Raw genomic sequence first — 19,512 nt, 5'->3', positions numbered from 1 at the left:
CCCATGGCTTGGGGCCAGCCAATGAATCTCCTTGATGCCCTTCTGGGCCGGGCTCTGCCCCTGAAGGGCCGGCGGGTGGCCGTGAGTGGCGCCAGCGGCAGCCTCGGCAGGGAGTTGCTGCAGGAACTCCAGCGCCGCGGCGCCGAGCCCATCGCCCTCAGCAGTTCGCCGGAACCCCTGGTACTGAGGGGGGGCGACGGGCAACTGATCGGCCTCGAGCAGGTGCAGTGGAGCTGCGGCGAGGAGAGCGCCCTGGCGCCGCTGCTGGAGCACGTCGACATCCTGGTGATCAACCACGGCCTCAACGTCCATGGGGCTCGCAGCCCTGAGGCGGTGGAGCGCTCCCTGGAGGTGAATGCCCTGAGCGCCTGGCGATTGCTGGAGCTGTTTGTGGCGATCTGCGAGCGCCAGGGACGTCCCGATCCTGCGTCACCACTGAAGGAGGTATGGGTGAACACGTCGGAGGCCGAGGTTCAGCCGGCGCTCAGTCCGCTCTACGAGCTGAGCAAACGGTTGCTGGGGGAGCTGCTGAGCCTGCGCCAACTCGATGCCCCCGGCGCCCCCTGGCGCCTGCGCCGGCTGGTGCTGGGGCCGTTCCGTTCCGCCCTCAACCCGATCGGCGTGATGCCGGCGGACTTCGTGGCCCGCCAGGTGCTGGGCCAGGCCAGCCGCGGCCTCGGGCTGATCATCGTCACCCCCAACCCGCTCACCTACCTCACGATGCCGCTGGCGGCCCTCGGGCGCCGGATCTACTTCGGGCTGATCACTGGGCCAAAAATCGGCGCAGGAGCCGAGGCATCCCGACCGGAGCCTAGAAATCCCGATCGGTGAGGATCTCGCAACCGTCGCTGGTGACGGCAATCGTGTGCTCCCACTGGGCCGAGAGCGAACCATCGACGGTGACCACGGTCCAGCGGTCCTTGAGGGTGCGGCAGGCCTTGGAGCCCGCATTGAGAATCGGCTCCACCGCCAGGGTCATGCCGGCCCTGAGCTTCATGTTGGGCAAATCCTTGGTGCGGAAGTTGAACACCGAGGGTTCTTCGTGCAGGTTGCGGCCGACGCCATGGCCGGTGTAATCCTCCACAACGGCATAGCCGTGCGCTTCGACGTGGTCCTGGACGGCACCGGCAATGTCGAGCAGGGTGTGGCCGGCCTTGATCTGGGCCAGACCCTTCATCAACGCTTCCTGGGCCACGCGGCAAAGACGGCGGCTTTCTTCACTGACGCCCTCACCGACGCAGAGGCTGATGCAACTGTCGCCGTGGTAGCCCTCGAAGTAGGCACCGGTGTCGATCTTGACCAGATCTCCAGCCTGGATCATTTTTTTGCTGTTGGGAATCCCATGCACCACTTCATCGTTGATGCTGGCGCAGATGCTGGCGGGGAAGCCGTGGTACCCCTTGAAGCTGGGGGTGGCGCCCAGTTCGCGGATGCGCTTTTCAGCGTGGCGGTCCAGATCGGCCGTGGTGAGCCCTGGCGCCGCCAATTCCGTGATCTCTCGCAGCACCGTGGCGACGATGCGGCTGGCGCGGCGCATCGTCTCGATCTCCCGCGCCGATTTGATCTCCACCCCACGGCGGCTCTTCTGGATCCGCGGACCCACCTGGGTGGTGCTGCTGGCCGCCTTGGTGGCCGCGGCGTTGGTTGTGGCCAGCAGGTCCGCGAAGAGATTCATGCGTCAACGCCAGCGGCGGTCCTTCAAGTTATCAACCGCCACACTGGACCGACTGACGCACCAGCCACCCCATGGCTTCCCAGGCGCCGTTCCGCCGTCTCCATGGCCTGATCGCGCCGGTGGTGCTCACACCGCTGCTGCTCACGGTCTGCACCGGAATGGCTTACCGCCTGCTCAATGATTGGGCCGGCCTGAGCCGCGATCAGACCCACGTTTTGATGGTGCTGCACGAGGGGGAGTGGCTGGGCAGTCCGCTCAAGAGCGTCTATGTGCTGCTCAATGGTCTGGGTCTCCTCTGGATGCTGGCGACCGGGGCTGGAATGCTGGTGCAGAAATGGAGCAAAACTGCACGGAGGGCCCCGGCCGCGCAGTTCGGCACCGGCGTTCCCGTCCAGGAGAGGGAACCCTGAGCCGGTACACTCTTTCTTTGGCCAGGAGCTCAAGGAATCGGAAGATGGAAGCGGAATCGAACGAGTTGAGCGAAACCGTGGCTGAGGCCGCGGACACCGCAGTAGAAACGGTCGCCCCAACGGCAACCGCCGTGGCCGAACCTCCGGTCACGAAGGTGAAAACCGGCAAGCTCAGCGCCTACGACCTGATTCGCGCCTTCGAAGCCGAGCAGCTCAAAAACGACCTGCCTGAGATCTACGTGGGCGACACCGTGCGCGTCGGGGTGCGCATCAGTGAGGGCAACAAGGAGCGCATCCAGCCCTACGAGGGAGTGGTGATCGCCAAGCGCCACGGCGGCCTCAACGAGACCATCACCGTTCGCCGCATTTTCCAGGGCATCGGCGTCGAACGCGTGTTCATGCTGCACAGCCCCCAGGTGGCTTCCGTCAAGGTGGAGCGGCGCGGTAAGGTGCGTCGAGCGAAGCTCTTTTATCTGCGGGATCGGGTGGGCAAGGCCACCCGCGTCAAGCAGCGCTTCGATCGCTGAGGCCTTCGTCCTCGTTCATCCAGGCTGCTGACATTTTTGTCAGCGGCTCAAGGGATGTCGCCTTGCGCCGTTAGTTCAGTTGGTAGAACGCAGGTCTCCAAAACCTGATGTCGGGGGTTCAAGTCCTCCACGGCGCGTCCGACTACGCCCTCTGCAGTTTCGCGGTTCCGGACATGGAGTTGGATCTACAACCCGGTGATGTGGTCAAGGTGCTCGAATCCGCTGCCCTCGGCTGGGTTCGGGCCCGGGTGATCCGGGTCAAATCCGGAGGACGTGTCGTCGTCCAGAGCGACCAGGGGCGTGAATTCACTGCCCGGGGCAACCAGGTGCGCCTGATCGAACCGGCTGGCTTCCGCCCCTGAGGCTGGCTTCAGCGGCTTCGCACAATTCCCATGATCATCCTCACGGCCAGCTCAGGCCAGAACCGGGTGCTGGCTCAGCTGGTCGCAGAACGCGCCCAGGCCCTGGGCCATGGCTCCCAGTTGATCGATCTGACGGTCCTCGATCTGCCTCTGTTCACCCCCGCTCGCCAGAGCCAGGGGCCTGGAGAACCCCTGGAGGTGCTGGCCAGGGTGCTGCTGGAGCAGCGGCGGCTGTGGGTCTGCGCGCCTGAATACAACGGCAGTCTCCCCCCCACTCTTGTCAACGCGATCGCCTGGCTCTCCACCAGCAGCGCCGATTTCCGTGCCCTCTTCCAGGGGGTGCCCGTGGCCCTCTCCACCCATAGTGGTGGCGGTGGCCAGAAGCTGCTTTGCGCCATGCGGCAGCAATTCGCCCACCTCGGGGCCCTGGTCATCGGCCGTGAACTGCTCAGCACACCCCAGAAAGCGGCCAACCCCGAGAGCATCGATGCCATGCTCGCCGAGTTGCATCGGATCCCAGCCCCATCCGTCGCCTGAGACGGTCCGTTGAAGCGGGTCAGTTCAAGGTGGTGTGTTGACGGCGGGACCCGTGATCGCGGATACTTCCGAGGTTGCAAGCGCAACGCAGCTCGGCCAAAAGCCGGACTGGGACTGTAGTTCAACCGGTTAGAGCACCGCCCTGTCACGGCGGAAGTTGCGGGTTCGAATCCCGTCAGTCCCGTTCACCTCTTGCTGGAGTCCCTCACGTGCCGGTAGCCGGACCTGTTCGGGTGCGCCTGGCCCCCAGCCCCACGGGCACGCTCCACATCGGCACGGCCCGCACGGCGGTGTTCAACTGGCTGTTCGCCCGCCGCCACGGGGGCCAGTTCCTCCTGCGCATCGAGGACACCGATCGGGAGCGTTCCAAGCCCGAATTCACCACCAACATCCTTGGCGGCCTGGCCTGGCTCGGGCTGTCCTGGGACGGCGAACCGGTGATCCAGAGCGAGCGGATCGAGGCCCACCGCCAGGCGATTGCGCAGCTGCTGGAGAGCGGCCACGCCTACCGCTGCTACGTCAGAGAGGAGGAACTCACGGCGATGCGCGAGGCCCAGGCCGCCGCGAACAAGGCCCCGCGCTACGACAACCGCCACCGCGACCTGAGCCCGGAGCAGGAGCAGGCCTTCATCGCCGCGGGCCGCCAGAGCGTGATCCGCTTCCGCATCGATGACGGGGCCGCGATCGAATGGCACGACCTCGTGCGTGGGCCGATGCGCTGGGCTGGGGCCGACCTGGGCGGCGACATGGTGATTGCCCGGCGGGCGCCCTCCGGGGCCATCGGCGATCCCCTCTACAACCTGGTGGTGGTGGTGGATGACGCGGCGATGGCGATCAGCCACGTGATCCGCGGCGAGGACCACATCGCCAACACCGCCAAGCAGATCCTTCTTTACGAGGCCCTGGGCCTGCCGCTGCCGCAGTTCGCCCACACACCTTTGATTCTGAACCAGGAGGGCCGCAAGCTCTCCAAGCGTGACGGGGTCACCTCGGTGTCGGAGTTTCAGGCGATGGGCTTTACCGCCGGTGCCCTGGCCAACTACATGACCCTGCTGGGCTGGTCGCCGCCGGAGGGCATGGGGGAGCGTTTCACCCTCGAGCAGGCGGCGGCGGTGTTCGATTTCGAGCGCGTCAACCGGGCCGGCGCCCGCTTCGACTGGGACAAGCTGAACTGGATCAACGGCCAGGTGCTCCATGGCCTAGGGGCGGCCGAGCTGCGCCGTCAGCTGTTGCCCCTCTGGGAGGCGCAAGGCTGGGCCGCCTCCGGTGCGATCGGCAGCGATCCGGCTTGGCAGGAGCAACTGACGGAGCTGCTGGGTCCCTCCCTCACCCTGCTGGCCGATGGCGTGGAGCAGGCCAAACCCTTCTTCGAGCGGCCGGAGTTGAACGAGGCGGCCTGCGCTCAGCTGGAAACGGAGGGGGCCCGGCCGGCCCTCGCCGCCCTGCTGGGAGCCCTCAAAGCCCGCAGAGGGGTCCCCTTGGTCCCGGATGAGGCCCAGGAGCTGCTGGGGGCCGCGGCCAAGGCCGCAGGCGTAAAGAAAGGGGTGCTGATGAAGAGCCTGCGCGCCGCCCTGCTCGGCAGCCTCCAGGGCCCCGATCTGGTGACCACCTGGCAGCTACTCCACCCCAGTGGCGAGGACCTCGCCCGGCTCGAGCGCAGCCTCTGAGGCCCCGGTGGCCGAGCCGCCTGCGGTGGCTTCCGGTTCGGGATCCACCAGCTCCAGGTGCCGGGCCAGGGCCGGGGCGGTGAAGCCCTGGAGTCCCACGGTGAGCAGAATCGTCAGGAACACCAGGCCCTTGAGCAGGGTGGCCCCTGGCACACCGGCGTCCTCGAGGCGGATGGCGAACAGGCTGGCCACCGCGGCCGTAACGATGCCCCGGGGCGCGATCCAGCTCAACAGGAACTTCTCCCGGCCGCCCAGGGGCAGACCCACCCCCGCCACCTGCACCAGCAGGAGCCGAAGCAGCATCAGCCCCAGCACACAGGCCACCCCACCCCAGCCCAGGGGGCTCAGCTCCCCCCAGGAGACATCCGCCGCCAGCAAGGGGAACAGCATCGTGATCGCCAGCTGGGCCATCTGACGGATCAGGACATCGAGCTGATCGGCTTCGGTGTCGAGGCGCCAACCCACCACCACCCCGGCGGTGACGGCGGCTGGCAGCCCCGCCTCGGGCAGCAGAGCCTCGGCGCCGCTGAACAGCAGGAACAGCAGGCCAAGGGTGACCTGGAGGCGGACCATGCCGCTGCGCTCGCCGGTGGCGGGCAGGCGCTGGAGCACGGCGGCCAGCAGGAAGCCCGCCAGGGCACCGGCGAGGGCACCGCCCCCCATCCGCAGGGCCAGGGCACCGGCCAGGTCCCCCCAGCTGTCCAGTTCACCAAGGGCCAGCTCCAAGAGCAGGGCCGCCAGCACGGCACTGAAGGGTTCAAGCACCAGCCCTTCGGCCTCCAGCACCTGGGCCAGGGGGGCCTTCAGGCGCATCTGCTGGACCATCGGCGTGATCACCGTGGGGCCCGTGGCCAGCACGATCCCCCCGAACACCAGGGCCACGGGCCAGTCGAGGCCAGCCAGGCCGTGGGCCAGGGCCGCGCTTCCCGCCAGCCCCACAAGACCGCGCACCAGCACGATCCGCAGCAGGGTCTGGCGGGGCTCGCGGCCGGCCAGGCGCAGGTTGAGCCCACCGTCGAACAGCACAAGGCTCACCAGCAGCCCCACGATCGGCTCCAGCCCTGAGCCCAGTAGCCCGGGATCCACCAGATCGAAGCCTGCCCGACCGATCAGCAGGCCCGAAGCCAGCAACAGCACCACCGTGGGCAGCCCGCTGAGCTGACCGAGGAGCTGGGCCATGGACCCCGCGAAGACGGTGAGGCCCCAGAGCAGGCCCAGGCGGTCGCCGATGGGACTCAATCCTCGTTCACGGCAAACTGGGGTTCCACCCTGATCCCGACAATGGCGCTGGGGCGCACCACAAGGTATTCACCCTGCAGTTCGCTGATCGGCACGTTCACGTAGGCCTCCGGCGGACCAGCGTTGAGGACCCCGGCATACCACTGCTGGAAGGCCTCCAGCGTGGCGAAATTGACCACCTCGCGATGGCCACCGCTGAAGAGCAGGTGCACTGCAAAGCGTCGGGGGGTGCGGGACATCGGGGCGGCTCAACGCCCCCTCAGGATGCCGCAGCCTTCCCGCCCTGCGCCAGAAGCCACGGTGCCAGTCGGGCGCTGCCCGGGGCATACAGAGGGTGGCGGGGCTGGCCGGAGGCAGTGCGCCCCAGGGCCCAGAGGCGGCCGCCGCCGCCGGCGGAGAGCAGTTCCAGGACCTGCTGATCGCGGTTCCGCCAGCGGCCGCCGTTGCCCCAGCCCAGCCAGAGCCTGGAGGAGGCTGGGGCCGCAAGGGCCTCACCCAGGGTCTGGCGGAGCCAGTCGTGGTTGGCGGGGCCGATCGGATCGGCGCAGCGGTGCAGGGCTGCCGGGCTGGGGCTGATGCGAGCGAAGAGGTTCACGACCGTGAGTGAGCCGTGGCCCCAGCGGCGGGCGAAACCGAGCAGGCGCCGCAGGGTGGGGTCATCACGGCGGCCATCGGCGCGGGAGGGGTTGAGGCCGATGAACAGCAGCGCGGGCCGGCCTGGATCCCAGCGGCGTTGGAGCCGCCAGCGGTAGGCGCCGCAGGGGCTGATGTCGGCCCAGGAGTCCCCAGGGCATCCGCTGGACTCAGGCACAGCCCTGGCGCTCCAACCAATCGAGGGTTTGGCTGAGCACCTGCACCTGGGCATCGCTGCCCCCCCCGAAGCGCAGCCGCCCGCCCTGGGGCACCAGGACGGCGCAGGCCTCGCCCCGCCGCCCGGCCGCCGCCGCCCCCACCCCACGCACCAGCTCCAATCCACCGCTGGCCCAGCTCCAGGACGTCTCCAGGCCCGGAGCGCCGGCCAGGCGCTCGCCGCCGGCCAGCAGCTTCGCCAGGGCCGGTTGGTCGCCTGAGCGACCCAGCAGCCAGGCGTAATGCACCGCCAGAAACGGCAGCAGCGGCTCCGACGATCGCTCCCCAAGATGGGGGCGCAGGCGTTCCCAGAGGTTTTCCTGGCGGCGGCCGACCAGCTCCAGTCGCCAGCCCAGGGCGATCAGGTCGATCAGCTCGCCGGTGGGCAGCAGGCCGTGCTCGGGGAGCGCCCCTGCCAACAGCTCATCGAGCACCGCCTCGGCCGCCAGTCCATCCCCCAGGGCGAGGTGCAGCAAGGCCAGGTGCCAGAGGTTGTGGACGCGCAGGCCGGCGCTGGTGCGCACCCAGGTGTGGCAGCGCCCCTGCTGCTGACACAGCCCCTCCTCCAGCCGGCCGCTGCGCAGGGCCCAGTGGGACAAGGTGTGGTCGGCCCAGGCGTTATCGGGGCGCGCGGCGATGGCGGCCTCCGCCAAGGCCCGCGCCTCCTCGAGGCAGCCACAGAGCTCCAGGGCGAAGGAACCGATCGCCAGCCGGTCCGGGTGGTCGGGAAACACCTGGGCCAGCTGCTGGGAGCGCTCCAGCAGGCGCGGGCCGTGCAGCTCCTGGCCGCGGCAGAAGCACAGCCATTCGATCAACTTCAGTGGCAGCAGCGCCTCCCGGTGGCTCACGCACAGCAGCTCCAGGCGCAGCAGGGCGAGGCCGTACTCCCCTGCCTGCCAGGGGCTGAGCGCCTCCAGCAGCTCGCGACCGAAGCGGTCGAGGCAGCCACTGGCGGCCTTGGCCGCTGCCAGGTGCACGCTCGCCTGGCGCTGGCCGGCGGGATCCAGGGCATAGAGCTGCAGGATGGCCGCCAACAGCTGGAGGCGTGGCTCGTCCGGTTCGGCCGCCACCGCCGCCAGGATCACCTCCACGCCAGGGCCGAAACACAGCAGCTCAGCGCTGAACTGGCGCGCGGCCGACTGGGCGGCAGCGGAGGCACCGCGCAGAAAATCCGCCGGCAAGCCGTCCTGCTCTGGGGAACCGGCGGGGGCTGAGCCCTCGGCCGGGTGGGTGGTGGCAGGCTGTGGCGACGGTTCGGACATGGCGCGAGAGGGGATGGCGGCGAAGCAAAAGCCCGAGGCACCCATGCTGCTGCTGGTGGACGGCCATTCCCTGGCCTTCCGCAGTTTCTACGCGTTTGCCAAGGGGGGCGATGGGGGGCTGGCCACCGCCGATGGCGTGCCCACCAGCGTCACCTACGGCTTCCTCAAGGCGCTGCTGGAGAACGTCAAGGGGCTGACCCCCCAGGGGGTGGTGATCGCCTTCGACACGGCTGAACCCACCTTCCGCCACCTGGCGGATGTCAACTACAAGGCCCACCGCGATGTGGCCCCGGAGCATTTTTTCGCCGACCTGGACAACCTGCGCGAGATCCTGGCGGGCCCACTCAACCTTTCCTTGTGCCTGGCCCCCGGCTACGAGGCCGACGACGTGCTCGGCACCCTGGCGAATCGGGCGGCGAATGACGGCTGGCGGGTGCGCATCCTTTCGGGGGACCGCGACCTGTTCCAACTCGTCGACGACGAAAGGGACATCGCCGTGCTCTACATGGGCGGCGGCGGCCCCTACGCCAAGACCGCCGGCCCGGTGGTGATCGATCGCGAAGGGGTGATCGCCAAGCTGGGGGTCACCCCTGAAGGGGTGGTGGACCTCAAGGCGCTCACGGGCGACAGCAGCGACAACATCCCCGGCGTGAAGGGGGTAGGCCCCAAGACCGCGATCACATTGCTCAAGGAGAACGGCAGCCTCGATGGCGTCTACGCCGCCCTCGAAGCGCTCAGCGATGAAAAGGCCAGCCAGGGGGCGCTCAAGGGGGCGCTCAAGGCCAAGCTCAGCGCCGACAAGGCCAACGCCTACCTCTCGCGCCACCTGGCCGAGATCCTGATCGACATCCCCTTGCCCGAGGAGCCCCGGCTGGAGCTGGCGGAGGTGGATGGCGGCGCCCTGGCCCGGCGGCTCACGGAGTTGGAGCTGCACAGCCTGGTGCGGCAGCTGGGGGCGTTCGAGCGCGCCTTCTCGGCCGATCACCTGCCCCACACCGATCCTGCGGCGGCCCTGGCGGCGCCCGCGGCGCCCGCACCAGAGGCGCTGGCACCAGAGGCGCCCGAGGCCGCCTCCAACCTTGGACCCCCCGCTGGGGCTTTACCGGCCCTGCAACCGCAGATCATCTCGACGCCCGAGCAAATGGAGGCCCTGGTGGCGCAGCTGCTGACGGCCAGCGATCCCACCGCGCCCGTGGCCCTCGACACCGAAACCACGGCCCTCAATCCCTTCCAGGCCGAACTGGTGGGGGTGGGGGTGTGCTGGGGCGATGCGCTCGATGCGCTCGCCTACATCCCGATCGGCCACCACCCACCGATGGCCGCCGATCTGCTCAGCGCCCCGCCTGCGGCGCCGGCCCAGCTGCCCCTGGAGGCGGTGCTGGGGGCCCTGGCCCCCTGGCTGGCGAGCGCCGAGCACCCCAAGGCGCTGCAGAACGCCAAGTACGACCGGCTGGTGCTGCTGCGCCACGGCCTGCCCCTGGCCGGGGTGGTGATGGACACGCTGCTGGCCGATTACCTGCGCGATGCCAACGCCAAGCACGGCCTCGAAGCGATGGCCGAGCGGGAGTTCGGCTTTGTACCCACCGCCTTCAGCGAACTGGTGGGGAAAGGAGAAACCTTCGCCTCGGTGCCGATCGAGGCGGCGGCGCTCTACTGCGGCATGGACGTGCACCTCACCCGCCGGCTCGCGCTGGTGCTGGCGGCGGAGCTGGCGGCCCTGGGGCCGGCGTTGCCGGCGCTGCTGGCGGAGGTGGAGCTGCCCCTGGAGCCCGTGCTGGCGTTGATGGAGGCCACGGGCATCCGCATCGACACCGCCTACCTGGCGGAGCTGAGCGTGGAACTCGGCGACCAACTCGAGAAGCTGGTGAACGAAGCCCAGGAGCTGGCGGGGGTGGCCTTCAACCTCGCCTCCCCCAAACAGCTGGGGGAGCTGCTGTTCGAGACCCTGGGGCTCGACCGCAAGAAATCAAGGAAAACGAAAACCGGCTGGAGCACCGATGCGGCCGTACTCGAGAAGCTCGAAGCCGACCATCCGGTGGTGGCCAAGCTGCTGGAGCACCGCATCCTCAGCAAGCTCAAGAGCACCTACGTCGATGCGCTGCCGCTGCTGGTGGAGCCCGAAACCGGGCGGGTGCACACCGACTTCAACCAGGCCGTAACGGCGACAGGGCGCCTGAGCAGCAGCAACCCCAACCTGCAGAACATCCCCATCCGCACCGCCTACTCCCGGCGGATCCGCAAGGCCTTCCTGCCCGAGGAAGGCTGGAGCCTGATCAGCGCTGACTACAGCCAGATCGAGCTGCGCATCCTCACCCACCTCTCGGGCGAGGAGGTGCTGGTGGAGGCCTACCGCAGCGGCGACGATGTGCACGCGCTCACCGCCCGGCTGCTGCTCGACAAAACCGAGGTGAGTGCCGATGAGCGGCGCCTGGGCAAGACGATCAACTTCGGGGTGATCTACGGCATGGGCGCCCAGCGGCTGGCGCGGGAAACGGCCCTCAGCCAGGCCCAGGCCAAGGAGTTCCTGAGCAAGTACAAGCAGCGCTACCCGAAGGTGTTCGCCTTCCTGGAGCTGCAGGAACGCCTCGCCCTCAGCCGCGGCTACGTGGAGACGATCCTGGGGCGCCGGCGCCCGTTTGAGTTCGATCCCAACGGCCTCGGGCGGCTCAAGGGTAAGGACCCCCTGGAAATCGAGCTGGAGGTGGCGCGCCGGGGCGGCCTGGAGGCCCAGCAACTGCGCGCGGCGGCCAACGCCCCGATCCAGGGCTCGTCGGCCGACATCATCAAGCTGGCGATGGTGCAGCTGCACCACGAGCTGATTGCCAGGCAGCTGCCGGCGCGGCTGCTGCTGCAGGTGCACGATGAACTGGTGCTGGAGACCGCCCCCGAGGCACTCGATGTGGTGAGGGATCTCACCCGCACGGTGATGGAGAACGCCGTGAAGCTCAGCGTGCCGTTGGCAGTGGAGACGGGCGTGGGGCCGAACTGGATGGAGGCGAAGTGAGGGACCTGGGGAGTTGACCCGCTTGGGTGCCATCCCGACCATGCCTGGCCACTGCCGTCACCATGACCGCTGCCGCCGTGCTGTCCATCGCCCCGGCTGAGCTCGGCTTCGCGCGACACTGGCGCCCACGCCGTCAGCCGGGACGGCGTCAGGTGAGGCCTGCGGTCCGAAGGGTGCGGCCTCTGCAGCTCCCTGGGGTCCACCCGGCAGGCCAGCCTTTGGCGATCACCGCCGCCAGGGGCACCAGCGCCAGTCCCGGCGCCGCGCTCTGGACCAAGGAGACGGGCTGGTGGATTGAGCGCGGTAACCTCCCGCCTGGGGGTGTGGTGGTCTTTGGGTGCTAGCTGGGATGGCAGATCCGGTGCCTGGCCCGGGGAGGGCGTCGCGATCGGCACCCCATGGCGACGGAGTAGCGCTGCGGCCGCCCGCCCAATCCTTCTCCCCAGTGAGCTCCAACTTCTCCTTGCGGAGCCGGTTGAGCTCAGCGCCCTCCTCGCTGGCGAGGAGCCTCAAGGTGCCTTGATCGGCCTGGCCTGCTGCATCCAGCGGGTCAGGCTGCAGGAGGGAAGCCCCCGACGTTGGGCCACGGCAGTGCAGACAAGGACCTCCTGCTGGTAGAGCTCAACAGCTTCCGCCTTCCGCTGAGCCGTGAACCGGCGCCCCGTCCTGGAGGGCTTGGTCAGAGAGGGTCGCCCTGGTGGTCATGGCGTGACCCCTACCGACTTGTTCTCAGGACCGGAGAGTGCCCATGTTTCTCGCTGACGGGTCTTGGTTGATCCGCCTTGGCACTGCTTGACCCTTGCCGCACGCTTGAAGGGCGAGCCACCCGTGGCGCTCTGCCTGCGCCCCATCCGATGACCCTCCAGCGTGCCCGGATCAACAGCAAGGCCCTGTGGAAGCTGAAGGCATGGGAGCGCCAGTTGCTACTGGACCTCGCCCGTCTGCACAACGACCTGCGCCTGGGTCTTGAGGCGATCGGATCCGGCCTTGATCCGGAGTCCCCCAGCGCGAGCGTCAACGAGTCCCCCATGGACCTTGTCCGTGCTGGGCAGCTTGTGCGTCGGCTCCGGGCCGTGCGGGTCTTGGCACGAACGCTGGAGCGGGGCTGGAAGCGGCTCGATCGATTGCTGCGCTCGCGCCCGAAGCTGCGCCGGCGGTTCCTGAGCCAGACCGGCGGCCCCGCGCGGAAGCTCCTCAAGGGCCTTAGACGCGGCTTCGCTCCGGGGGATCGTCTGGGCGCGCTGGGCCGGGATCTCCCCCTGCGCTGGAAGGCCAAAGACCTGCTGGCTGGGCCCAGGGGACGGGAGCTCGAACTGGATCTCTACCTGGCTGAGGCGAGTCCCCAGCACCTGTTCGTCTTTGCCGACGTGTGGGCTCTCGCCGCCGTCGCCGCCCCGGTTCAGTCCCCCAGTGCCTTGACCACCCTCGAGACCCTGCAGGTGGCCGTGGTCGATCGGGCCCGTCTGTTGCAGCGACTGTGTGCCCTGCTGCTGTTGTTCCTGCTCGAACGCCAGGGGGAGGCCTTCTGGGTGGGTGGTCTCGTGAGCGTGGAGGAGATCGCTGCCCCGCCGCCGCCGGATCCGTTGCGACCCACTCTGTTGCGCCCGCAGGGCCATCCGCCCCTCTGAACAAGGTTGCATCGCGGTTTCAGTCGCTGGACCGATCCGTTCCGGTCCTCCCGAGCGCCCCCCCGGCCAGGGCCAGGCCAGCGTTTCGACACCCCCGGGGCTCCTGGATCGTGCGTTGTTGCCGGGGTTCGCGCCACGCTGCAGTCGGGGGGGCAAGCGGCTGGCGGGTGGGTCTGATCAGACTGATGCCCATGGCTGGAGAGTTGGCGACGGCGCCGTCCGGTCTGATCCCACCGCCTCCTCCGCTGTTGTGACCGCCGCCGTGCCTGTCCCATTCCATCCCGCTCACCCGCGGCCGCTGGAGCGCTATGGCCCCTGGGCCGTGGTGACCGGCGCCTCCGATGGCCTTGGCCAAGCCTTCGCCCGCCAGCTCGCCCAGGCGGGCCTGGATCTGGTGCTGGTGGCCCGGCGCCAGAGCGTGCTGGCGGCCCTGGCCGAGGAGCTCAGCTCCCTCCACGCCATCGAAGCTCGCGTTGTGGCCCTTGATCTCGCTGATCCCAGGGCTCCGGGCCTGCTGCTGGACGCCACCGCTGAACGCGATGTGGGCCTGCTGGTGGCCGCCGCCGGCTTCGGTAGCTCCGGGCCTTTTCTCAGGGCGGAACTCGCCAGCGAGCTGGAGATGATCGATGTCAACTGCCGGGCGGTGGCTGCCCTGGCCCATGGCTTCGGCAGCCGTCTGGCGCGGCGCGGCCGCGGGGGGCTGGTGCTGCTCAGCTCCCAGCTGGCTTTTCAGGGCACTCCCTTGGCGGCCAATTACGCCGCCACCAAGGCCTACGTGCAGACGCTCGCCGAAGGGCTCGCGATCGAGCTCGCCCCCCAGGGTGTCGATGTGCTGGCCTCCGCCCCCGGCCCTGTGCACACGGGCTTTGCGGCCCGCGCCGCCATGCGTCTCGACACGGCCGAGAGCCCTGAAGTGGTGGCCGCCGCCACGCTCGCGGCACTGGGACGCCGCATCACCGTTCATCCTGGCGGCCTGGCGCGGTTGCTGGCCGCCTCCCAGGCGCTGCTGCCCCGGCGGCTGCGCGTGCGTGTGATGGCCCGGGTCATGGCCGGCGTCGCTGGCGGACGTTGATCGCCCAGCGCTGGGCTTCAGACCCCGGCAGTGCCTCCAGAGGCTGCCTAGGCCGTCCCCTGCCTGGGGAATGCCTGGCCACTCCTGGACCCCTTTGGAAGGAGAGCCATCAACCCAGCGACTGCCGCCCCATCGACGACGTCAGCTTCCTGCGGATGGCGGCCTCCATGGAGTCCCTGCGCTGAGCGGCGCGGTCGGGCCTGGGCCCAGGCTCCATTTTGGCCTCCAGGCCTTCAGACCATCTGCTCGGGCTGCACCCAGCGCTCGAACTCCTCGACACTGATCTCCCCCAGCACCAGGGCCGCCTCTTTGAGGCTGAGGCCGTGCTGGTGCGCGTGCTTGGCGATTGAGCAGGCGCGGTCGTAGCCGATCGCCGGCGTGAGCGCTGTCACCAGCATCAGACTGCGGTCGAGCAGCTCCTCGATGCGGGAGCTGTTCGCCTCCAGCCCCTCCACGCAGAAGCGGCGGAAGCCCGTGCAGGCGCCGCGCAGCAGCTCGATGCTTTCGAGCACATTGGCGGCGATCAGGGGCTTGAACACGTTGAGCTCGAAGTTGCCCTGGCTGGCGGCCAACTGCACGGCGGTGTTGTTGCCCATCACCTGCACCGCCACCATCGTCAGGCTCTCGCACTGGGTGGGATTCACCTTGCCCGGCATGATGCTCGATCCCGGTTCGTTCTCGGGCAGGATCAGCTCCCCCAGCCCGCAGCGGGGCCCGCTGGCGAGCCAGCGCAGGTCGTTGGCGATCTTCATCAGGCTCCCCGCCAGCACCGTGAGCGCCCCGTGCGTTGCCGCCAAAGCCTCTTGGCCCGCCAGCGCCTGGAACTTGTTCGCGGCACTGCTGAACGGCAGCCCCAGGCGCTCGCTCAGCCGCGCCGCCACCGCCTCCCCAAAGCCATGGGGGGCATTGAGGCCCGTGCCCACGGCCGTGCCGCCGATCGCCAGCTCGCGGAGGCGCGGCAGGCTCAGGCGCAGGCTCTCGAGCCCCAGATCCAGCTGGGCCACATAGCCCGAAAACTCCTGCCCGAGGCTCAGGGGCACGGCGTCCTGGAGGTGGGTGCGGCCGATCTTGATGATCGTTGCAAACGCCTCAGCCTTGGCATTCAGTGCCTCCCGCAGCGCTTCCACCGCCGGGATCAGGCGCTGCTCCAGCTCCAGGGCCACCGCCACGTGCAACGCCGCCGGAAAGGTGTCGTTGCTCGACTGGCTCAGGTTCACATGGTCGTTGGGATGGACCGGTGCCTTGCTTCCCAGCACGCCGCCGCTGCGCTCGATCGCCCGGTTGGCGATCACCTCATTGAGGTTCATGTTCGTCTGGGTGCCGGAGCCCGTCTGCCAGATGCGCAGCGGAAACTCGCCATCGAGCCGGCCGGCGGCCACCTCCTCGGCGGCGGCGATGATCAGTGCTCCGCGCTGGTCATCAAGCAGGCCCTGGGCCTGGTTCACCTCGGCGCAGGCGGCCTTGAGCTGGGCGAAGGCGTGGATCAGCGTCAGCGGCATCACCGCTCCATAGGAGAAGAAGTGCAGCGAGCGCTGGGTCTGGGCACCCCAGTAATGCTCCGCCGGCACCTCCACCGGCCCGAGGCTGTCGCTTTCAAGGCGGGTCGCCATCAGCGCGCCGGAGTGATTTCGCTGTTGAACTCGTTGAAGCTGCGCTCCACCGTGCCCTTGGGGCCCTGGGCCGCCGGCCGGCCCGTGGCCTTGGCCAGGGCGGCGTCGATCGCGTCGGTGTTCACCTGGCCTGCCGCATCGAACACCACCGTCCCGTTGGCATCGATCACCACCACCTGGGGAATCGTGCCCTTCCAGTAGTGGGCCGGATCGCTGGGGCCCGTGTCAGGACGGTTCTGGAGGTTGTCGGTGGTGAGGTAGATCAGCTCGACGTTGTTGCCCCAAGTGCGCTGGAGCTCAGAGAGGACCGGAGAGAAGGTCTTGCTGACGCTGCTGTCATCGAGGTAGAAGGCCAGCACCACCGGTCGGTGCTCCGCCAGGGATTGCTCCAGGGTGCTCCGGGGCGGCACCAGGGAGCCGTTGCCGGCGTAGAGCGCGAAGATGTTGCCATCGAAGCTGTCCGTGTCGCGGGCGGCGAAGGCGGCCGGAGCCCCGGGGCCGATCACCAGCGCCAGCAGCAGGGCAAGGGCAGACCCGAGGGCCAGCAGGCGGTCCAGGGATGGGCGGATCGGGGCGAGCAGGCGCAACAACGGTGTGGGTGGCAGGACTGGCGTCATTGTGACCCCCCGAGCCTTTCGTTGCTGCCGCGCTTCAGCCCCGGCCGACGCTGCGGCCCAGGCCCTGGAGGATGCCTCGCCCCACCAGGCCGATGGCCCTTCCGATCACCTGGGTGAGCACCACTACCACCAGATTCCCCAGGCGCTGGATGACGGCCTGCAACTGGGGGGCCACGGCATCGCGGGTTTCCAGGGCCAGGGTGACGGCCTGTTGCAACCAGCCCAGTTGGCGCAACTCCTGATCCCGTGGTTCGGTGAGCAGCAGCGGCGCGATCGCCCCAGCCTCCAGCCGGTAGAGCAGCCGCTGGCTTTCGTAGAGCTGCACCGGCCGCTGGAACCAGGAGGCCCAGCGTTGCTGGGCATTGAGCTGGTTGCGCAGGCGCTCCAGGTTGCGGGTGGCCAGCAGGTCGGTGGTGAGCAGGTAACGGCGCAGCTCCGGCCAGCTGCCGCAGCAGGACAGCACTTCAGCACAAATCAGTTCGGCATTGCGGATCAGCCAGTTGCTCACCAGCATCTCCAGCTGCAGCAGCGCCTGGGGTTCATCCGGGGCCAGCAGGCGGCCGCCCACCAGCAGCGGCTGGGCCCTGAGCAGGGCGCCAAGCATCGGTTGGGCCTCCGGCAGTTCCGGATCGGCGCTGGCCAGTTCGCTGCTGGCCTCGAGGGTGTCGGCCACCGCCAGCAGCTCCCCCAGCCGCGGCAGCTGCACGTAGGAGCCGGCCAACTGGCGCAGGGCGCTGCGGCGCAGTTCCGGCTGCCACTGATGCCAGTGGCTCAGCAGCTCCGGGTCGCCGGCCTCGCCCTGGCGCAGGCGCTCCAGCAGCTGATCGAATTGCTCGATCAGCCCCACCAGCAGGTCGCGGCGACGCTCGGGGCTGAGCCCTTCGAGCGCCAGCAGCTGGCCGGTGCGGTTGGCCAGGCCGGCCTCAGCGGCGCTGTTGAGCCGCTCCTGGATCGCCCGCCACACCCCGATCGCCGTGCGCTCCCGCAGGGTGATCGTCGTGCCCCCAGGCGGGACGTCCTGGATGGTGTGAGCGGCAGCAGGGCCTGGCTGGGTTGGGCCGCCGCCCTCGCCACGGCCATCTCCCCAGGCCAGCACCACCGGGCCCCAGATCCAGAGCAGCAGCTGCCGCGCCGCCGCCAGCTCCCGCAGCCGCCCCTCCAGCAACACCTGCATCAGCAGCGAATCAGGGGGTGGATCGAGGGCGAGAACGCAGCGCACCCGTTCAATTTCGATCTGCTGCAGGCCGCTTTGCAGCAGCCATTGGCCCAGCCCCAGGGGCGCCGCCACCGGGGCCGGTCGGCTGGCGGATGGATGCAGGGCCACCACCCGACCACCCCCCAGCAGGGTGGTGATCGCTTCAACCAATTCACTGGGTTCAGGGTCCTGCAGCAGACCCTGCACCGGCAGTTGCAGCAGCCAGTCGCTGGGGCAGCTCAGGGGGCTGGGCAGCAACAGCAGGCGCGGGCTCGGTTGCCAGCGCTCCTCCAGCCGCCGCAGCTCCGCCAGCAGATTCGCCGGCTCCACCGGGGCCGCCAGCTGCCAGATCACCAGTTGCGGACAACCCTTCAGTTGCTCGGGCCGCTCCAGCAGCCGGTAGCCGCCGGGGCGTTCGCGTTCCAGGCGGCTGCGCAGCCCCTCGACCCAGAGGGGCTCGGCGAAGACCAGCAGTTGGGGGCTTGGCTCGCTCGCGGCTTGGATCACGCGGGAACTCGCTCCGTAGGGCTCAAGGTACCGAGTGCGGCGCCGAACTTCCAGGGGATCTAGGCCCGACGGCGACCATTGAGTTGAAGGGTGTAGGACTCAATCGTGAAGCCCGTGAGCGACTCGATCCGCGCCACCAGATCCGGTGGCAGCACCACGTCAAGATCGTGGATGTCACCGGTCACGCTGCAGGTGAGGTGGCTGTGGGGGTCGCTGCGGTAGCCATACAGGCGCCCCGTGGCCCGATCCAGGCACTCGATCACCCCCGACGACTGCAGGGCTTCGAGGTTCTGGTAGACGGAGGTATGGCCGATGTTGCGGCCCAGGGTGTTGAGTTTCTCGAAGATGTCCCGGGCGCTCAGGTGGCTTTTCTCCTGCCAGAGCAGCTCCAGCACCATGCGCCGCTGGCGGCTCAGGCGCATGCCCAGGTCACGGCAGCGCTGATAGGCGCCTTCCACACCCGAGAGGGGGCTGGTCGATGGTTCGGCGAGGGAGGCCGGCACGGAGCTACAGCAGGGCGCTGGGCTTAATCTTCATCTGTTATAGAACGCACCTTTGCCCTCCGTTCAGGCGACTGACGGCGGGATGGGATCCTGCAGCCGCGCCGGACCGATCGCCTCCAGGGCTTCGCCCAGATCAACGCGGCCGTCGTAGAGCGCCCGTCCCACGATCACCCCCTCCACCCCCAGGGGCCCCAAGCTGAGCAGGGAGAGCAGGTCGGCCAGATCGCCCACGCCGCCGGAGGCGATCACCGGCACGGAGCTGGCGCAGGCCATGGCGGCGAGGGCCTGCAGGTTGGGGCCCGCCAGGGTGCCGTCGGTGGCGATGTCGGTGCTGATGATCGCGGCGATGCCGCTGCCCCCGAAGCGTGCGGCCAGCTCCGTGGCCTCCACCGTGCTCGCTTCGATCCAGCCCCAGGTGGCCACCTTGCCGTCTTTGGCATCGATGCCCACGACGATGCGGCCGGGATGGCGGGCTGCCAGCTCATCGACCAACTCGGGTTGCTCCAGGGCCACTGTGCCCAGGATCACGCGGTCAAGGCCCCAGGCCAGCAGTTCCTCGGCCCGTTCGGCGCTGCGCACCCCGCCCCCCAGCTGCACGGGAATCGAAAGGGCGGCGGTGATCGCCTTGACGGCGGCGTCATTGATGGGCTCGCCGCTGCGGGCCCCATCGAGATCCACCAGATGCAGGCGCTCGGCCCCCTGCCGCTGCCATTCCAGGGCCTGCGCCACAGGGTCGTCGTTGAAGTGGGTCACCCGGTCGTAGTCGCCCTGGTGCAGGCGCACGCAGCTGCCCTCCAGCAGGTCGATGGCGGGAATGATCTGCATGGGGGGGAGGTCTCTGGCCCCAT

General features: G+C 69.0%; 20 protein-coding genes and 2 tRNA genes. 11 read left to right on the top strand and 11 right to left on the bottom strand.

Translation table 11 applies throughout. The features are described from left to right. Nucleotides 1-21 precede the first annotated feature (21 nt). Nucleotides 22-831 carry a short-chain dehydrogenase gene (locus KBY88_RS10280; protein ID WP_254939834.1) on the top strand — a complete coding sequence of 270 codons (810 nt, stop codon included), beginning with the start codon at nt 22-24 and terminating at the stop codon, nt 829-831. On the opposite strand, the gene map is transcribed toward KBY88_RS10280, so the two are convergent. Further along, nucleotides 812-1,675: a type I methionyl aminopeptidase gene (map, locus tag KBY88_RS10275; protein ID WP_254939833.1), complete on the bottom strand. Its 864-nt coding sequence runs from the start codon at nt 1,673-1,675 to the stop codon at nt 812-814. The genes KBY88_RS10280 and map overlap by 20 nt on opposite strands. A gap of 71 nt (nt 1,676-1,746) precedes the next feature. Between map and KBY88_RS10270 the strand changes: the two genes are divergently transcribed. The 7 genes from KBY88_RS10270 (at nt 1,747) to gltX (ending at nt 5,178) form a co-directional block, all read left to right on the top strand. Then, nucleotides 1,747-2,085 carry a peptidase gene (locus KBY88_RS10270; RefSeq protein ID WP_254939832.1) on the top strand — a complete coding sequence of 113 codons (339 nt, stop codon included), beginning with the start codon at nt 1,747-1,749 and terminating at the stop codon, nt 2,083-2,085. A 44-nt stretch (nt 2,086-2,129) separates the two neighbouring features. Next, a complete protein-coding gene (gene rplS / locus KBY88_RS10265) occupies nt 2,130-2,612 on the top strand; it encodes a 50S ribosomal protein L19 (RefSeq protein WP_254939831.1) in 483 nt (160 codons plus the stop codon). A 64-nt stretch (nt 2,613-2,676) separates the two neighbouring features. Next, a tRNA-Trp gene (locus KBY88_RS10260) sits at nt 2,677-2,749 on the top strand. A gap of 36 nt (nt 2,750-2,785) precedes the next feature. After that, nucleotides 2,786-2,974 (top strand): SH3 domain-containing protein, encoded by a 189-nt coding sequence (locus KBY88_RS10255; protein ID WP_006043540.1) that lies wholly within the window; start codon nt 2,786-2,788, stop codon nt 2,972-2,974. A 30-nt stretch (nt 2,975-3,004) separates the two neighbouring features. Further along, entirely contained in the window at nt 3,005-3,511 is a 507-nt protein-coding gene (locus tag KBY88_RS10250) for an NADPH-dependent FMN reductase (RefSeq protein WP_254939830.1), read from the top strand. 110 nt (nt 3,512-3,621) lie between these two features. Then, nucleotides 3,622-3,695: transfer RNA gene (locus KBY88_RS10245), tRNA-Asp, on the top strand. A gap of 25 nt (nt 3,696-3,720) precedes the next feature. Next, on the top strand, nt 3,721-5,178 hold the full coding sequence (gene gltX, locus KBY88_RS10240) for a glutamate--tRNA ligase (RefSeq protein WP_254939829.1): 1,458 nt from the start codon (nt 3,721-3,723) through the stop codon (nt 5,176-5,178). On the opposite strand, the gene KBY88_RS10235 is transcribed toward gltX, so the two are convergent. From KBY88_RS10235 to KBY88_RS10220, 4 genes are read right to left on the bottom strand one after another with little or no spacing between them, the layout of a single operon-like run. Next, nucleotides 5,128-6,357 (bottom strand): cation:proton antiporter, encoded by a 1,230-nt coding sequence (locus KBY88_RS10235; protein ID WP_396102956.1) that lies wholly within the window; start codon nt 6,355-6,357, stop codon nt 5,128-5,130. The two genes, gltX and KBY88_RS10235, sit on opposite strands and share 51 nt — an antisense overlap. 56 nt (nt 6,358-6,413) lie before the next feature. Then, nucleotides 6,414-6,656 carry a hypothetical protein gene (locus KBY88_RS10230; RefSeq protein WP_254939827.1) on the bottom strand — a complete coding sequence of 81 codons (243 nt, stop codon included), beginning with the start codon at nt 6,654-6,656 and terminating at the stop codon, nt 6,414-6,416. A gap of 20 nt (nt 6,657-6,676) precedes the next feature. Further along, complete coding sequence (locus KBY88_RS10225; protein ID WP_254939826.1) at nt 6,677-7,228, bottom strand: DUF1643 domain-containing protein; 552 nt, start codon at nt 7,226-7,228, stop codon at nt 6,677-6,679. After that, nucleotides 7,221-8,528, bottom strand: coding sequence for a tetratricopeptide repeat protein (locus tag KBY88_RS10220; protein ID WP_254939825.1), 1,308 nt, complete (start codon nt 8,526-8,528; stop codon nt 7,221-7,223). The genes KBY88_RS10225 and KBY88_RS10220 overlap by 8 nt, the downstream gene beginning before the upstream one ends. A 13-nt stretch (nt 8,529-8,541) precedes the next feature. Here KBY88_RS10220 and polA point away from each other — a divergent pair, with 13 nt between their 5' ends. Next, on the top strand, nt 8,542-11,532 hold the full coding sequence (gene polA / locus KBY88_RS10215) for a DNA polymerase I (RefSeq protein ID WP_254939824.1): 2,991 nt from the start codon (nt 8,542-8,544) through the stop codon (nt 11,530-11,532). Nucleotides 11,533-12,041: 509 nt separating this feature from the next. On the opposite strand, the gene KBY88_RS16270 is transcribed toward polA, so the two are convergent. Then, nucleotides 12,042-12,215, bottom strand: coding sequence for a transposase (locus KBY88_RS16270; protein ID WP_396102954.1), 174 nt, complete (start codon nt 12,213-12,215; stop codon nt 12,042-12,044). 171 nt (nt 12,216-12,386) lie between these two features. Between KBY88_RS16270 and KBY88_RS10210 the strand changes: the two genes are divergently transcribed. After that, nucleotides 12,387-13,160: a hypothetical protein gene (locus KBY88_RS10210; protein WP_254939823.1), complete on the top strand. Its 774-nt coding sequence runs from the start codon at nt 12,387-12,389 to the stop codon at nt 13,158-13,160. A 262-nt stretch (nt 13,161-13,422) separates the two neighbouring features. Continuing rightward, nucleotides 13,423-14,232 carry an SDR family NAD(P)-dependent oxidoreductase gene (locus KBY88_RS10205; protein WP_254939822.1) on the top strand — a complete coding sequence of 270 codons (810 nt, stop codon included), beginning with the start codon at nt 13,423-13,425 and terminating at the stop codon, nt 14,230-14,232. 233 nt (nt 14,233-14,465) lie between these two features. Here the strand turns inward: KBY88_RS10205 and fumC are convergent, their stop codons facing one another. From fumC to hisA, 5 genes are all read right to left on the bottom strand, one after another. Continuing rightward, nucleotides 14,466-15,842: a class II fumarate hydratase gene (fumC, locus tag KBY88_RS10200; RefSeq protein WP_254939821.1), complete on the bottom strand. Its 1,377-nt coding sequence runs from the start codon at nt 15,840-15,842 to the stop codon at nt 14,466-14,468. Next, the gene (locus KBY88_RS10195; protein WP_396102952.1) at nt 15,842-16,429 is read right to left on the bottom strand and encodes a thylakoid membrane photosystem I accumulation factor; all 588 of its coding nucleotides are present in this window, start codon (nt 16,427-16,429) and stop codon (nt 15,842-15,844) included. Before KBY88_RS10195 ends, fumC begins: the two co-directional genes overlap by 1 nt. 64 nt (nt 16,430-16,493) lie before the next feature. After that, a complete protein-coding gene (locus KBY88_RS10190) occupies nt 16,494-18,161 on the bottom strand; it encodes a DUF3685 domain-containing protein (protein WP_254939820.1) in 1,668 nt (555 codons plus the stop codon). A gap of 59 nt (nt 18,162-18,220) precedes the next feature. Beyond that, nucleotides 18,221-18,583: a Fur family transcriptional regulator gene (locus KBY88_RS10185; RefSeq protein ID WP_254939877.1), complete on the bottom strand. Its 363-nt coding sequence runs from the start codon at nt 18,581-18,583 to the stop codon at nt 18,221-18,223. A gap of 144 nt (nt 18,584-18,727) precedes the next feature. Beyond that, on the bottom strand, nt 18,728-19,489 hold the full coding sequence (gene hisA, locus KBY88_RS10180; protein WP_254939876.1) for a 1-(5-phosphoribosyl)-5-[(5-phosphoribosylamino)methylideneamino]imidazole-4-carboxamide isomerase: 762 nt from the start codon (nt 19,487-19,489) through the stop codon (nt 18,728-18,730). Nucleotides 19,490-19,512 lie beyond the last annotated feature (23 nt).

The organism is Cyanobium sp. Morenito 9A2 (genome assembly GCF_024345575.1).
Lineage (GTDB): Bacteria > Cyanobacteriota > Cyanobacteriia > PCC-6307 > Cyanobiaceae > ATX-6F1.
This window is presented reverse-complemented; position numbering and strand designations above follow the sequence as displayed.